Annotated in this window: 11 protein-coding genes; 5 read left to right on the forward strand and 6 right to left on the reverse strand. The window is 74.5% G+C overall.

The genetic code is table 11. The features are described 5' to 3' along the window. The first annotated feature begins 1 nt into the window (after position 1). Positions 2-673 carry a thiamine phosphate synthase gene (gene thiE, locus IQ251_RS06465; RefSeq protein ID WP_193927527.1) on the forward strand — a complete coding sequence of 224 codons (672 nt, stop codon included), beginning with the start codon at positions 2-4 and terminating at the stop codon, positions 671-673. 13 nt (positions 674-686) lie between these two features. Here thiE and IQ251_RS06470 read toward each other — a convergent pair whose 3' ends face one another. Next, positions 687-1,742, reverse strand: a complete 1,056-nt coding sequence (locus IQ251_RS06470) for a hypothetical protein (protein WP_193927528.1) — start codon at positions 1,740-1,742, stop codon at positions 687-689. A 252-nt stretch (positions 1,743-1,994) separates the two neighbouring features. Here IQ251_RS06470 and IQ251_RS06475 point away from each other — a divergent pair, with 252 nt between their 5' ends. After that, positions 1,995-3,056 carry an SIS domain-containing protein gene (locus tag IQ251_RS06475; RefSeq protein WP_228046201.1) on the forward strand — a complete coding sequence of 354 codons (1,062 nt, stop codon included), beginning with the start codon at positions 1,995-1,997 and terminating at the stop codon, positions 3,054-3,056. A gap of 164 nt (positions 3,057-3,220) precedes the next feature. After that, on the forward strand, positions 3,221-4,192 hold the full coding sequence (locus tag IQ251_RS06480; protein WP_193927529.1) for an N-acetylglucosamine kinase: 972 nt from the start codon (positions 3,221-3,223) through the stop codon (positions 4,190-4,192). Between the two features lie 13 nt (positions 4,193-4,205). On the opposite strand, the gene dapA is transcribed toward IQ251_RS06480, so the two are convergent. The 4 genes from dapA to IQ251_RS20095 form a co-directional block, all read right to left on the reverse strand. Further along, on the reverse strand, positions 4,206-5,048 hold the full coding sequence (gene dapA, locus IQ251_RS06485; RefSeq protein WP_193927530.1) for a 4-hydroxy-tetrahydrodipicolinate synthase: 843 nt from the start codon (positions 5,046-5,048) through the stop codon (positions 4,206-4,208). Between the two features lie 44 nt (positions 5,049-5,092). Then, positions 5,093-5,776, reverse strand: coding sequence for a DUF3159 domain-containing protein (locus IQ251_RS06490; RefSeq protein ID WP_370591232.1), 684 nt, complete (start codon positions 5,774-5,776; stop codon positions 5,093-5,095). A 71-nt stretch (positions 5,777-5,847) separates the two neighbouring features. Then, positions 5,848-6,585: an ESX secretion-associated protein EspG gene (locus IQ251_RS06495; RefSeq protein ID WP_193927531.1), complete on the reverse strand. Its 738-nt coding sequence runs from the start codon at positions 6,583-6,585 to the stop codon at positions 5,848-5,850. 116 nt (positions 6,586-6,701) lie between these two features. Further along, positions 6,702-8,192 (reverse strand): hypothetical protein, encoded by a 1,491-nt coding sequence (locus IQ251_RS20095; protein WP_193927532.1) that lies wholly within the window; start codon positions 8,190-8,192, stop codon positions 6,702-6,704. 639 nt (positions 8,193-8,831) lie between these two features. On the opposite strand from IQ251_RS20095, the gene IQ251_RS06505 reads away from it, so the two are divergent. After that, entirely contained in the window at positions 8,832-9,614 is a 783-nt protein-coding gene (locus IQ251_RS06505; RefSeq protein WP_193927533.1) for an SGNH/GDSL hydrolase family protein, read from the forward strand. A gap of 293 nt (positions 9,615-9,907) precedes the next feature. Here IQ251_RS06505 and IQ251_RS06510 read toward each other — a convergent pair whose 3' ends face one another. After that, a complete protein-coding gene (locus tag IQ251_RS06510) occupies positions 9,908-12,745 on the reverse strand; it encodes an AfsR/SARP family transcriptional regulator (RefSeq protein ID WP_193927534.1) in 2,838 nt (945 codons plus the stop codon). 266 nt (positions 12,746-13,011) lie between these two features. Here IQ251_RS06510 and IQ251_RS06515 point away from each other — a divergent pair, with 266 nt between their 5' ends. Continuing rightward, entirely contained in the window at positions 13,012-14,046 is a 1,035-nt protein-coding gene (locus IQ251_RS06515; protein ID WP_193927535.1) for an ADP-ribosylglycohydrolase family protein, read from the forward strand. Positions 14,047-14,109 lie beyond the last annotated feature (63 nt).

Consider the following 14,109-nt stretch of genomic DNA (forward strand, 5'->3'; position numbering starts at 1 on the left):
CATGCCCGGTTTGGACGGCTTCGGCATCCGCACGCGCCTGCAAGAGGCACGCCTGTACCTGTGCACCGACGCCCGCGCCGAACGCGGCGATCTCGCGGAGTTCGCTGATGCGGCGCTGGGCGGCGGGGTGGACATCATCCAGCTGCGGGACAAGTCCGCGGAAGGCGCGCCGCTGGAGGCCGCAGCGGAACTGGCCGCGCTGGAGGTGCTGGCCGAGGCCTGCATCCGGCACGGGGCGCTGCTGGCGGTCAACGACCGCGCGGACGTCGCACTGGCCGCCGAGGCCGATGTGCTGCACCTCGGCCAGGACGATCTGCCGGTGGACCAGGCCCGCCGCATCCTCGGCGACGAGATCGCGGTCGGCCGCTCCACGCACGACCTGGTGCAGGCCGACTCGGCGGCGACCGAATCCGGCGTGGACTACTTCTGCGTCGGCCCGGTGCACACCACGCCGACCAAACCCGGCCGGGAAGCTGCGGGCCCCGGGCTGGTGCGGCACGCTGCCGAGCACCGCGGGCACGGCAGGCCGTGGTTCGCCATCGGCGGGATCGGGCCGGACAACCTGGACGACGTGCTGCACGCCGGCGCCGACCGGATCGTGGTGGTGCGCGCGATCACCGAGGCCGAGGACCCGCGCGCCGCCGCGGAGCAGCTGCGCGAACGGCTCGCGTGATCCGCCTGCCGGATCAGCCCGCCGCGCCGCTGGGCGGTGCCGTCTCGCCGAGCCGCTGACCGCCGGGCTGGTCCTCGGGCCGCTGTTCACCGCTGGACTGCTGCGTCGACCCGCTGGGGTCCGCGGATCCGCTGCCGGTGGGCTGCGGCTCCCGGGTGCCCGTCCCGGTCGGCTGCTGCTGCCCGCTGGAAGGCGCGGTCGTGCCGGGCTGCTCGGAGGTCGTCTGCAGGGCCGTGCTGGGTTCGCTGGTCTCCGCGGGCGCGGGTTCGGGCTCGGGTTCCGGTGGTTCGGCCGGTTCCGGCCGCGGCTGCAGCACCCGCCCGACCGTGGTGCCGTCGTCGCCGCCGGAGAGCGGCTTGCCGGTCACGCCCTCGAAACCGGTGACCACGACCATGGCCACCGCGAACGCCGCGGCGCAGGTGCCCGCGGCCACCACGGCGCGAACCCGCCGCTTGCGGGTGAGATCGGGAGCCACCTGCGCGACCCGGGTGTCCTCGCCACCGGCCCGATCCGGCCCGGATTCCGCGCGGGCCGCTGGCGGTGCGCTGCGGGAGGTGGGCTCCGGTCCGTCCACGAGTTCCCCGCCGGGCCAGTGCATGCCCGATCCCACCTCGATGCGGCGGGTCGCGACCGGCTCGTCACTGGTCGCCGGACGACGGGCGGGCTTGTCCGCAGCTCCGCCCTGGACTCCCGGTTTGCCGTGGGCGCGGGCGCGTTCCTGGACCTTGGCCTTCTCCTGGGCCTTGACCTTCGCCTGCACCGCCTTCTCCTTGGTCTTCTCCAGCGACCGCTGGTAGAGGACCCCGCCGACGGTGATGATCACGCTGGTCATGCCGGCGCCGACGATGGTCCCGGCGACGCCCAGCTGCGAACCGAGGAAGGCCGCGGTCACCGAGGCCAGCGCGGCCCCGGACACCTGCGGTATCGACACCTGGCTGCGCAGCGACTTGTCCTCCGCGACGTCGGACGTCGCGACCTCGGACTTCGCAACGCCGCTCCCGGTACCGGTCCCCTCCCCCGACCCGTCGGAACCGCCGTCCCGACGCGTCCTGTCATCTCTGCTGTTCATGGCTCCCACGCACTCGCAACGCAGTCTCTCCCGGGACGTCCAACGCGCGGAGCCGCTCCGTTTCTCCGTGACAGGGGGGTTTGGTGAGTACACCCACGGTCGCTAACGCATGCGCCCGAACGGCCGATGTCAGTTCCCGCGCACGGGTCAACCCCGCCGAGCAGCACCTCCCGCGCGCCGGCCGGGTGCCCGGACCCGCCCGCGCCGGTATGTTCGAGCGCGATCAGCACGCGCCGAGCGAGGAGGTGCGCGATGACCGGGGAGCCCACCGACCGACCCGGCGCGCCCGGCGAGCGGATGCGCGCGGAGATCGACCAGCAACCGGACATCTTCGCCGACCTGCTGGCCTCGCGGGAGGAGATCGCGCGCGCGGCCGCGCGTATCGCCGCGTACCGGCCGCGCTTCGTGCTGCTGGCCGCGCGGGGGTCCAGCGACCACGCCGCGCTCTACGCCAAGTACCTCATCGAAGTCCTGCTGCAACTGCCCGTCGGCCTGGCCTCGCCGTCGGTGACCACGGTGTACGGCGCGCGGCCGGACCTCACCGGGGTGCTGCTGATCTCGATCAGCCAGAGCGGCGGATCACCGGACCTGCTGGCGGTGACCGAAGCCGGCCGGGAACGCGGGGCGCTGACCGCGTCGGTCACCAACACGCCGGGATCGCCGCTGGACGAGGCCGCCGAGCTGGGCGTGCACGTCCGCGCCGGGACCGAGCACGCGGTCGCGGCGACGAAGACCTACACCGCCACCCTGCTGGCGCTGTACCTGCTCATCGACGCCGTCCGCGGCGGCACCGGGCAGCACGCCGCCGGGCTCCCGGACCTGGCCGCCGCCGCGCTGCGGGACGGCCGTGCCGCCGTGGAGGAGGCGGTGCAGCGCTACCGGTCCACCGAGCACCTGGTCACCACCGGTCGCGGCTATTCCTCGGCCACCGCCGCGGAGGCCGCGCTCAAGCTGGCCGAGACCAGCTACCTGCCCGCGCGCGCCTACAGCGGGGCGGACCTGCTGCACGGCCCGGTGGCCGCGATCGACGCGGACACCGCAGTGCTGGCGCTGTGCAGCTCGGGAGCGGGCGGTGCGGCGCTGCGCGAGGTGCTGCAGGCGATCCACGAGCGTGGGGCCGAGGTGTGCGCGATCGGCTCGGGCGCGGCCGCGGCGCGCGCCTCGCACCGGATCCCGGTGCCGGACAGTGCCGAGGAGGTCGCCCCGGTACTGGAGGTGCTGCCGGTGCAGCGGCTGGCGCTCGGGCTCGCGCTGCACCGCGGTGGCGATCCGGACAGCCCGCGCGGGCTGCGCAAGATCACCCGAACCCGCTGACCGCGTACCGGGCACCGGACTCCTCGGCACCGACGCAGAAGGGCCCGCCTCACCGAGGGGGCGGGGTGAGGCGGGCAACATCAGGTTACGCCGGACGGAGCAGTGCGCAACCACCCGGTTCGCCGCCGTCACCCCGACCGCCGCGCACCAGGTAGAACGGACGCGTGCAGCACGATGAGCTCGTCCTCGGCCTGGACGTCGGCGGAACCTCCAGCCGCGCGCTGCTGGCCGATCTGTCCGGCGCGGTGCGCGGGACAGGTCGGTCGGGCGGTGGCAACCCGAACTCGCACCCGGTCGGCGAAGCGGCCGAGCGGATCGCGCGCGCGACCCGGGAAGCGCTGGCCGGGACCGACCCCGGCGCGGTGCGCGCGGTGGTGCTCGGGATGGCCGGCTCGGCCCGGCTGGCGGATCCCGCTGCGGCCGAGCGCTTCGCGCGGATCTGGCCGGAGCTCGGGCTGCACTGCCCGGTGCGCACGACCGGTGATTCCGAGGTGGCCTTCGCGGCAGGCACCCCGCTGCCTCGCGGGACGGTGCTCATCGCCGGGACCGGCGCCATCGCCGGGCGGATCGAGGACCACCGGCTGACCCGCACCGCCGGCGGGCACGGCTGGCTGCTCGGCGATGAGGGATCGGCGTTCTGGCTGGGCAGGGAGGCCGTGCGAACCGCGCTGGCCGAACTGGACCGCCGCGAGCCGCCCGGTGCGCTGACCGATCGGGTGCGCGTCCGGCTGCTCGGCGACGAACCGGTCGAGGACCTGCGCCGCTCGCTGATCACCGCGGCCGGCGCCGGCCCGCCGATCGCGCTGGCCGAACTGGCGCCCGTGGTCACCGGAGCGGCGCAGCAGGATGATCCGGCGGCGCGGGCGATCGTGGCCCGCGCGGCCGAGGAACTGGTCGCCGCGGTGGCCGTGCTCGAACCCGATCCGGCCGAGCCCGTGGTGCTGGCCGGTGGCCTGCTGGCACCGGACGCACCGCTGCAGCGGGCGGTCCGCGCCCGGCTGTCCGGCGCGGTGCGCACCGCGGGGTCCGGCGCGGCCGGTGCGGCGTGGCTGGCCGCGCGGGAGCTGGCCGCGGAACCGGATCAGCTGCACGCCCGCCTGCTGGCGACCGGCGCGGACGGGCTCGCCGAGCGGTAGCGGCGGCGGGTCGTCAGAGCAGGTCGGCGCCGACCAGCGCGGCGCGCACCGTGCCCAGCTGCTGCTCGTCGGCTTCCACCAGCGGCAGCCGCGGCGCGCCCACCCGGTGGCCGAGCAGGTTGAGCGCGGCCTTCACCGGGATCGGGTTGGTGGTGACCCCCATGGCCGCGTACACCGGCTTGAGCTCGGCGTCGATCTCCGCGCGGCGCTCCGGTTCGTCGGCCATCCGGCGCATCTGCGGACCCACCACGTGGCTGGCCACCAGGATCCCGCCGCACCCGCCGAGGTCCAGCGCGGTGGCGAAGCTGTCGTCGTTGCCCGCGTAGAGCCCCAGGCCGTCCACCGGAGCCATCGCCTCGTTGTCGGCCTGCTTGACGTAGTCCACCCGCTCAATCTGCGCGAGCTCGGCCAGCAGGTCGTTGGGCATGGGCAGACTGGTGCGCGAGGGGATGTTGTAGAGCACCACCGGCTTGTCGGTGGCCTGCGCGATCTCGCCGAAGTGCCGCACCAGTCCGCGCCGGTTCGGCTTGTTGTAGTACGGGGTCACCGAGAGCACCGCGTCCGCACCGAGTTCGGTGGCGCGCGCCGTCATCTCGCAGGCGTGCGCGGTGTTGTTGGAGCCGGTCGAGGCGACCACGGTCATCCCGGCAGGACGTTCGGCGCACGCCAGCTCGATCAGCCGCAGGTGCTCGCCGTTGGTCAGCGTGGGCGCCTCACCGGTGGTGCCGCACACCACCACGCCGTCCGAACCGCGCTCCCGCAGGTGCTGCAGCAGCGCGACGAACGCATCCTCGTCGACGCGCAGCTGATCGTCGAACGGAGTGACGATCGCGGTGATCACGGAGCCCAGAGACATGTCCCGCATTCTGCGCGGCCGACCCGGCCGCTGTCACATCGGGCTCAGTCCGCGGCCGTGCCGTCCTGCGGGTGCCGCAGACCGGGGTGGCCGGCGGGCAGCGAGCGCTGCACCACGAACCAGCTGCCCAGCACGCAGACCGCGACCAGCGGCCAGGTGAGCACCAGCTGCGCGACGGTCAGCGGAACGACCGCACCGATCGCCCACAGCGGGATGAACACGGCGAGGCGCACCACGTATTGGCCCACCCACACCCAGCTCGCCCGGCTGTACGCACGCAGCAGGTCCGGGTCGTTGCGCCAGCGCTTCCCCTGGCCGAGCACGGCGCCGACGATGATGCCCAGCAGCGGCCAGCGCAGGCCGATGCTGATCATCCAGCCCAGGGCGCTGAGCGCGTTGCTGACCAGCCTGGTCAGGAAGAAGTCCACCGCATCGCCGGTGTAGAGCGCGATCAGCGCACCGGTCAGCACGAACAGCAGGCTGACCAGCACCGCGACCGGGCGGGCGCGCCGGGACAGCCGCCACGCGCCGATCAGCAGGGACACGACGACCGCCGCGAGGCTGGCCGCCGGGATCGATTCGCCGAACAGCAACCAGCCGACGCCGAACGCCACCGGTGGGAGGCTGGCATCGACGGCGCTCTCCTTCCCGCCGAGCAGCTGCATGAACGACGCGCGGTCGTCACCGGTGGCCGTGCCGGTGCCGGGATCCTGATCCTGCTGCTTCACACGATCCAGACTGCCTTACCGGCTTCGCCGAACGCACCCACCCGTGTTCGAACTGACTCCCGGAACCGGGGTCACCCGCGGTCGCGCGCCCGGTCCACGAGACCGGCCAGCCGGTCGGCGACCTCCCGCTTGTCGCCGGGACCGCAGGTCACGACGTCCTCGGTATCGCTGCGTTCGCCCTGCAGCAGATGCCGCCCACGGTCGTTGTCGAACCACACCAGGTTCGGCAGCCGATCACCGCGGCGCCCGCGGTCGATGCCGGTGACCGCGAAGTGGCCCAGCCGGAACTTCGGCCGGCCGGTGATCGCCCGCAGTTCGGCGAGCCCGTGGATGGCCGCATCGGACGGCGGCCCCGCGGACCGGTCGGCGACCGCGCGCACCGGCTGCGCCGAACCGGTCGGCGCGTCGGGCAACAGGTCGGCGGCGGCCCGCGGCAGCACGTCCGGCGCCACGAAGCTCATCCGCAGCCCCCGCGGTTCCACCACCCCGACGACGCCGACCTCGCCGGTGGCCACAATCCGCGCGGCCAGGCGCTGCCCGGCGCGCACGTCCAACAGCCCGGCCGCCGCGATCGACACCTCCGAGCTGCACAGCAGGTAGAGCGCGTCCTCCACCTCGGGCTCCGGGCGCCCGGACCGCGCCAGGCCCGCGGATTCCAGCTCCTGCCAGACCTGGTGCGCCAGCCGGCTGCGGTCCTCCGGGCCCTCCCCGAGCCGCGGGATCTCGAACGGGTACTGCCGCACGGCGAGGTTGAGCTGCTCGCCGAGCACGTCGACCGCCGGGATCGACAGGGTGATCGTCTCCACCATCACAGGCTCTTTCCAGTAGGACCGCCGGCGCGGGGCCGATCGGCAGCACCTCGCCGGAGCGGACCCGCGCCGCTGCGCGATCCGGTCCGGGTTGCGGACGTCAGAAGTCGCGGGTCTCAGAAGTCGCGGAACCCGCCCGGCGATTCGCCCAGCACGGGCGGGGACGCCAGCCGGCTCTCGCCGTCCTCCTCTTCCCACAGGTCGTTCGCCTCGACCAGGAACTGCGGTATCGCGGCGCTGCCCTCGGCAGGCCGGTAACCGGACCCGCTGCGCAGTTCGGAATCGTCCCGGCGCTCCTCGCGGGCGTCCTCCGCCGTCCACTGCGGTGCGTTGCGCCCGTAGCCGAGGCGCGCGGAACCGCTCGCGCGGCTGCCGGATCCCATCGGCCCGAAACCGCCGTCGCTGCGCTGCGCGAACTTCGGAGCGCGGGCCGGGCGCGCGGTGGAGCGGTCCGGTTCCGGCTCCGGGTCGCTCGGCTGCTGCGGCGCGTTGCCGGCGGGCGGCGGCGCCTGCGGCGGGCCCGCGGGGAGCGGACCGCTCGGCGGGCCGTCCGGACGGGGCGGCTGCGGCACGCCGGGCGGCGGAGTCGCCCCCGGGTGCTGGGCCGAACCCGGGTGCTGGGCCGAACCCGGGTGCGGGCCCGGCTGCTGCGGGGGCACCGGCGGCCGCGGCGGGGCTCCCGGCGGCGGGTTCTCCCGGTTGGCGCGGCCCGGGGGGTGCCCCGGCGCACCGGCGGTGCCGTCGGGGGCGGACGGGACCGGCAGCGGACCGGATCCCGGGTGCGGCGCGCGGCCTGGGGGCGGCGCACCGCGGCCCGGAGCGGGCGAGTACCCGCCTCGGTCCGGCGGAGCCGGAGGTTCCGGGCCGGTCGGGTGTTCCGCGCCACCGGTAGACGGATCGCCGCCGACCGGCAGGTTTTCGCCGGTACCGGAGTCTTCGCCGGTAGCGGGTTCCTCGCCGGCTCCCGGTTCATCGCGTGCGGCCGGGGCGCCGTCCGGGGACTCGTGCCGACCGCCGTGCCGGCCACCGGATTCCACCGGGTCGGCCCCGGCAGGAGCGGACACCTCGGCCGCGGGCAGGTCGGTGGGCTCGACCGGACCGGCCGGGTCGCGCAGTTCCCGGCCGCCCGGCGCAGGCGCGGGAAGCGGCGGCTGCTGCGGCAGCGGACCACTGGGCGGCCCGGGGACGAGAGGCGCACCGGTGACGGAGGGCGCACCGGCGACGGGGGGCGCACCGGCGACGGGGGGCGCACCGGGCGGACCCGCGGGCGGAGCGGGCGGCGGCGCGGGCTGCTGCAGCTCGGCGTCCAGCGATCCCGCCATGCCGAGCTGCTGGTCCCGGTGCTGCGGGCGGCCCGCCGACGGTCCCGCGGGCGGCGGCGGCTCGGCGGGAGCTTCCGGCGGCCGCGCAGCGGGGTCCGGTTCCGGCGCCCCCAGCTCACCGGACAGCGCGGACACCGCACCGGCGGCGGGCCGCCTGCTCTCCGGGCGGGCCGGAGCCGAAGCGGGCCGCGCGGGCGGCGGCGGAGCCCCGTGTTCGCGGTCGAAGCGGCCACCGAGCTGCTCGATGCGCTCCCAGAGCGCGAACGGATGCACATCCGCTGCCATGGCGGCGAATTCGGCGCGCAGGTCGAAGCGGGGCGGGCGCGGCCCGCGCGGTAACGGTTGCCCGCCCGGCGGCGAGCTCGGACCCACCGGCGGCGGGCCCTGCTCGGCGCCGGGCCGGTGGTGGCCCGCAGTCCCGGGCCGGGCGGTCCCCCCGGGCTCGGCCGGCCCCGGCGCGGACGCCGGATTCTGCGGTGACGTCACGATTCCCCCAGCTCTCCACGACGATCCGAGTGGTGCGCGCCCGGCATTCCGGGACGACTGCGACTGCGCATGACGCCGACGCTCATCCGTCCCGCCGCGCAGCGGCGAACCGATCAACGACGACCCGCACCGGAACCATCACCAGCCCCGTAACCTGCGACGATCGCAACACTGCGCACCCCCTCGCCGAATCTGTCACGTCGGAGGACATTAGCAGCCGCGGGAGATCGCCGACCCCGTTTTGCCCGCAACGCACACCGGTTTGCGCCCGGTCCGCGCGTCCGCTCGCGGTGGGGTCGCGAGCGCGCAGGTGAACCGGACAAAATTGCTAGACTGATCAGTGCCGTTAATCACTGAGCCGCAACCTTCGGTGGCGTAGGTCAGTTCCCGAGCGCCAGTGTGGTCCCGGATCGAACCGCCACCGGGAAGGACGCCGCCATGGGATCGGAGCCGACGAGCCGCGGACCGCAGTGGGAGAGCTTCGTCGCGCTGGGCGACAGCTTCACCGAGGGGATGGCGGACCTGCGCCCGGACGGCGGCTACCGCGGCTGGGCCGACCGGCTCGCCGAGCACCTGGCGCGGGACAACCCGGCCATGCGGTACGCGAACCTGGCGGTGCGCGGCAAACTCATCCGGCAGATCGTCACCGACCAGGTCCCGCGGGCCGTCGAACTGCGCCCCTCCCTGGTCGCGCTCACCGCGGGCGGCAACGACATCATCCGCCCCGGCACCGACCCGGACCTGGTGGCCACGCTGTTCCGGGACGCCGTCGGCGCGCTGCGCTCCACCGGTGCCGATGTGCTCATCGGCACCGGGTTCGACACCCGGGACACCCCGGTGCTGCGCCGGGTGCGCGGCAAGGTCGGCACCTACAACGCGCATCTGCGGGCCATCGCCGACGAGCACGACTGCCACGTCGTCGACCTGTGGTCGATGAACGTGCTGCGCGATTCCCGGGCGTGGAACACCGACCGGCTGCACCTGTCCCCGGAAGGGCACCGGCGGGTCGCGCTGCGCGCCTGCGAGGCGCTCGGTGTGCCGACCGGGTCGGACTGGCGCGAGAAGTGGCCGCACACCGCGGACGTCCCGTGGCGGGAGCAGCGCGCGCAGGACATCAAGTGGGCCCGCGAGCACCTGGCGCCGTGGATCGGCCGCCGGCTCCGCGGGGTGTCCAGCGGGGACGGCCGCCGTCCCAAGCGTCCCCAGCTCGAACGCCTCTGAAGCTCGAACGCCTGCCAGCTCCGGCGGGACGAAGTGCGGACTCCCGGCCCGGCCCTCCCCGATCGGGTCGAAAGCCCGCACTCACCCCCACTCGCCGGGTCCGCGAGCAGCACCTCGGCGGACCGCGCCCCCGGTGCGTCGTCCCGGCCGGCCACGAGTTCCGGCCGGGACGACCGGGCGGCGATCCCCCCTTGCGGACTCCCCCCAGAGCCGCCCTGCAGTGCGGAACGTGCACGGCTGTTCCGCACTGAACACACGTTCCCAAGCGTCACTGGACACGCGCTAAACGCACGCTAAACGCCGGCAGCTCCGGTTCCGCGCAAGCGTTCGCGCACTTCAGCGGCCCGCGGCGACCCTTCGGCGTCGAAGATCGCCAGTGCGGTCTCCCACCGGGTCCGGGCCACCTCGCGGTCTCCCCTGCGGCAGGCGGCATCGCCGAGCCCCAGGTAGGCGGCGGCCTGACGCAGCGCCGACCCGCACTTGAGTGCCACGTCCAGCGCTTCGTGGTGGTAGCGCCTGCCGTCCTCGGCCAGCCCGAGCTCCATGCTGACCTCGCCGCAGTTGTTCAGCACCATCGCCAGGGTGTCCAGATCATCGGCCTCGCGGTACATCGCCTCGGCCTCGCGCAGGTGCGCCAGGGCCGACTCCAGCTCGCCGTTGACCTGCTCCACCTGTGCGAGGTTGTTCAACGCCCCGGCCTCGAAGTAGCGGTCCCCGAGGAGGCGGTACGCGTCCAGCGCCTCCTGGCAGTGCACCTGGGCCTCCGCGTAGCGCTCCAGCCGGTACAGCACACTGCCCATGTTGACCCGGGTCATCGCCAGCGCGGACGGATCGTCCAGCAGCGCGGCGATCCGGTACGACTCCTCGTAGTGCGCCAGCGCCTCCTCCGGGCTGCCGGAGCGCGCGTGCGCCACCCCCAGACCGGCGGCCATCAGCAGCCGCCCGCCCGGGTCGTCGCGCTCGCCGGCCGAATCGGCGCCGTCGGTGTAGATCCGAATCCAGTCCTCCCACGGGCAGCGCACCATCAGGTAGTTGAACTGCAACCGGACCAGCGGCCAGCACAGCTCGTGCAGCCCCTCCGCGTTGGCCGCGCGCACCGCGGCGACCAGGTTCGGCCACTCGGCGTCGAACCACTCCAGCGCGTCGTCCCGGTCGTGCACCTCCGGACGGGTCACCGTGGCGTCGGCGGAGAAGTCCAGGTCGTCGCGGGCCGGGCGCAGGAAGCGCCGGGCGTGGTCGGCGGCCACCAGGTAGTAGTTCAGCAACCGGCGCAGCGCCGCGCAGCGCTCGCCGTGCTCCTGCTCGGAGGGATCGGCCAGCAGGTTGCGCGCGTACACCCGCAGCAGGTCGTGCATCCCGTAGCGGCCCGGTTCCGGTTCGCCCACCAGGTGCGCCAGTCCGAGCGCGCGCAGCCTCCGCCGGGCGCTGGACACGTCGGTGCCGCACAGCGCCGCCACCGCGTGCACGGTGAACGTGTGCCCCGGGACCAGGCCCAGCAGCCGGAACATGTCCGCGCACAGCGGGTGCAGGCTGCGGTAGGAGATGTCGAAAGCGCGCCGCACGCTGGTGTTCGCGTCGTCGATGTCCAGCGCCTGCAACCGGTTCCGCTCATCGGTCAGCTCGCCGACCAGGTCCGCGACGCGCCGCACCGGATTGGCCGCCATCCGCGCCGCCGCGATGCGCAGCGCCAGCGGCAGCCCGTCGCACAGTTCGGCCAGCTCGGCGGCCGCCGCGGGTTCGGCGGCGGGCTTGCCGGGGACCCCGGTGCGGTCCAGCAGCTCGATCGCGGTCTCGGTGGGCAGCGTCTCCAGCGGCAGTACCCGGGCACCGCTGCCGACCACCAAGCCGTCCAGCCGCCGCCGGCTGGTGACCAGCACCAGCGAGGCCGAACTGCCCGGCAGCAGCGGACGGACCTGATCGGAATCGCGGGCGTCGTCGAGCAGCACCAGCATCCGGCGCTCGGCCAGCAGCGAGCGGTACAGCGCGGCCCGGTCGTCGACCTCCACCGGAATGGAATCCCCGGCCACACCCAGGGTTTTCAGCAGCTTCGTCAACGCCTCGCCCGGAGCCAGCGGTGCCCGCTCCGGATCGAACCCGCGCAGCGAGGCGTAGAGCTGACCGTCCGGGAACTCGGACAGCACCCGGTGCGACCAGGTCAGCGCCAGGGCGCTCTTGCCGACCCCGGCGGTCCCGGTGAGCACGGTGAGCGGCCCGGCCGCCCCGGAGGCGCGCTCGGCCAGCATTCGGTCCAGCGCGGACAGCTCGCGCGAGCGGCCGACGAATCCGGATGGCGCCGGCGGCAGTTCGGCGGGCACCGGCCGCTGCACCACCGGCGCCGAGCGTCCCGGCTCCAGGTCCATCAGCCGCTCGTCGTCGCGCAGCAGGCGTTCATAGAGCTCGCGCAGCTGCGGACCGGGGTCGATGCCGAGCTCGTCGGACAGCCGCTCGCGCAGCGCGTGGTAGCGCGCCTGGGCCTGCGCCCGGTGGCCCGCCCGGTAGCCGGCCAGCATCAGCTGCCCGGTCAACCGCTCGCGCAGCGGGTTCGCGTCGACCAGCGCGGGCAGTTCGAGCACCAGCTGCTGGTGCCTGCCCAGCTCCAGATCGGCGGCCACCCGCTCCTCCACCGCCAGCAGCCGCAGCTCGTCCAGGTTCGGACCGACCACCTGGTGCAGACCGCTGCCCTCCAGGTCGGACAGCACCGGCCCGCGCCACAGCGCCAGCGCTTCGGACAGCGCGCGGGACCGCTCGTCGGCGGGCAGCAGGTGGGCGTTGTTGATCAGGGACCGCGCGCGGTGCGCATCGATCCGGTCGCTGTCCACCTGCAGCGCGTATCCGGGCGAGCGGGTGGCGATGACCGGGCCGTCCGCGCCGAAAGTCCTGCGCAGACGGGAGATGTATCCCTGGATGATGGTGCGCGCGGTGGTCGGCGGTTCCCCGTCCCACATGTTGTCCACGAGCCGGTCCACCGAGACCACCTGATTCGGTTCCAGCACCAGGCAAGCCAGCAGCGCCCGCATCAGCGGGCTGCCGAACGGCACCGGCTCGCCGTCGCGGCGGACCTCCAGCGGTCCCAGCACGCGGAATTCGAAGCCGGCACCTCCCGCAGTGGCCGAGCTGTCCGGCGACCGCATTTTCCCCCACTTCGCTCCGAGCCCGGCACAGCCGCCGGACCCGGACAGTTTCGGCCACCGATCCGCCGACGTCCACCGCCTCCCGACGGTATCGGGCCGTTCGGCCCAGGCGGAGGCTCCCCGCGTTCCCCGGTTCGGCGGCCGGACTGCGGCACCCGCCGGGAGCGGTTGGTCCGAACACCTCCCGGGCCCACGATGCGGCAAGTAGGGTCGGGGACACGTCGATCACCCGTTCTGCGGACCACTGTGGAAGGAGACCCGCACCTGTGCCCACCCCGTCCACAGTGGTCGATCGTGCCGTGGGCTGCCTGCTCGGCGGCGCGCTGGGCGATGCGCTCGGCACGCCCATCGAATTCGCGCAGCTCTCCGACGTGCGGGCCGAGTTCGGTGAGCAGGGCGTCACCGAACCCCCGCCGCAGGCCCTGCTGGGCGATTCGACCCAGATGTCGCTGTTCACCGGCGAGGGCTACCTGCACGCCTGGACCACCGGCAACAACGGCGGCGCCTGGCAACCGGTGGAAGCGCTGGCCGCGTCCTACCGGCGCTGGCTGACCACGCAGCAGGACGACCGGCCGCCGGGCGCGGCAACCGGGCTGCTCGCCGAGGCCGAGCTCTTCGCCAACCGCTCCCCCGGGCTGACCAGCCTGCGCGCCCTGCAGGAGGAGGAGCTCGGGTCACCGGAACGGCCGCGGAACAGCTCGAAGGGCTGCGGCGGTGTGGACCGCAGCGCACCGCTGGGCTTCGCGCCCACCCCCGAGATGACCTACCGGCTGGCCTGCCAGTCGGCGGCGCTCACGCACGGCGCGGTGGGCGGCTGGGCGTCGGCAGGGGCGATGGCGCTGATCGTGCACCTGACCGCGGTGCAGGGGCGCCGGCTGCCCGCTGCCGTCGACCAGGCCGCGGGCCGGGTGCTGCGTGACGACTCGGAGACCGCCGCCGCCCTGGCCGAGGCCGCGACGCTGGCCCGGCTCGGCGCCAGCGTCGGGCACATCGAGCGGCTCGGTCAAGGCTGGATCGGCCCGGAAGCCCTGGCCATCGGGGTCTACTGCGCGCTGGCCGTGGCCAAACCGGAGCAGTTCGCCGACGCCGTCCGGCTCGCCGCCAATCACTCGGGGCACTCGGACTCGACCGCGGCGGTGACCGGATTCCTGCTCGGCGCCCGGCACGGGACGCCGGTACTGCCCCGGCAGTGGCTCGCGCGGCTGGAACTGGCCGACGTGATCGAGCGCATCGGCCACGACCTCGGCGCCTCCTGCTCCGGCGAGCAGTTCAACGAACGCCGCTACTTGGGCCTGGCCTGAACCACCGGTCGAGCGGAGCCACGGGTCGAGCAGAGCCGGCGGGGGTCGCGAGCAGGGCTCGGC

Origin of the sequence: Saccharopolyspora montiporae, from assembly GCF_015209505.1 — a bacterium.
GTDB classification, from domain to species: Bacteria; Actinomycetota; Actinomycetes; order Mycobacteriales; family Pseudonocardiaceae; genus Saccharopolyspora; species Saccharopolyspora montiporae.

Excerpts from the sequence above, each read along its gene's own strand:
- dapA (WP_193927530.1), bottom strand. The coding sequence starts at position 5,048 with ATGTCTCTGGGCTCCGTGATCACCGCGATCGTCACTCCGTTCGACGAT.
- IQ251_RS20095 (WP_193927532.1), bottom strand. The coding sequence starts at position 8,192 with ATGGCAGCGGATGTGCATCCGTTCGCGCTCTGGGAGCGCATCGAGCAG.
- IQ251_RS06495 (WP_193927531.1), bottom strand. The coding sequence starts at position 6,585 with ATGGTGGAGACGATCACCCTGTCGATCCCGGCGGTCGACGTGCTCGGC.
- IQ251_RS06510 (WP_193927534.1), bottom strand. The coding sequence starts at position 12,745 with ATGCGGTCGCCGGACAGCTCGGCCACTGCGGGAGGTGCCGGCTTCGAA.
- IQ251_RS06470 (WP_193927528.1), bottom strand. The coding sequence starts at position 1,742 with ATGAACAGCAGAGATGACAGGACGCGTCGGGACGGCGGTTCCGACGGG.
- thiE (WP_193927527.1), top strand. The coding sequence starts at position 2 with ATGCCCGGTTTGGACGGCTTCGGCATCCGCACGCGCCTGCAAGAGGCA.
- IQ251_RS06475 (WP_228046201.1), top strand. The coding sequence starts at position 1,995 with ATGACCGGGGAGCCCACCGACCGACCCGGCGCGCCCGGCGAGCGGATG.
- IQ251_RS06505 (WP_193927533.1), top strand. The coding sequence starts at position 8,832 with ATGGGATCGGAGCCGACGAGCCGCGGACCGCAGTGGGAGAGCTTCGTC.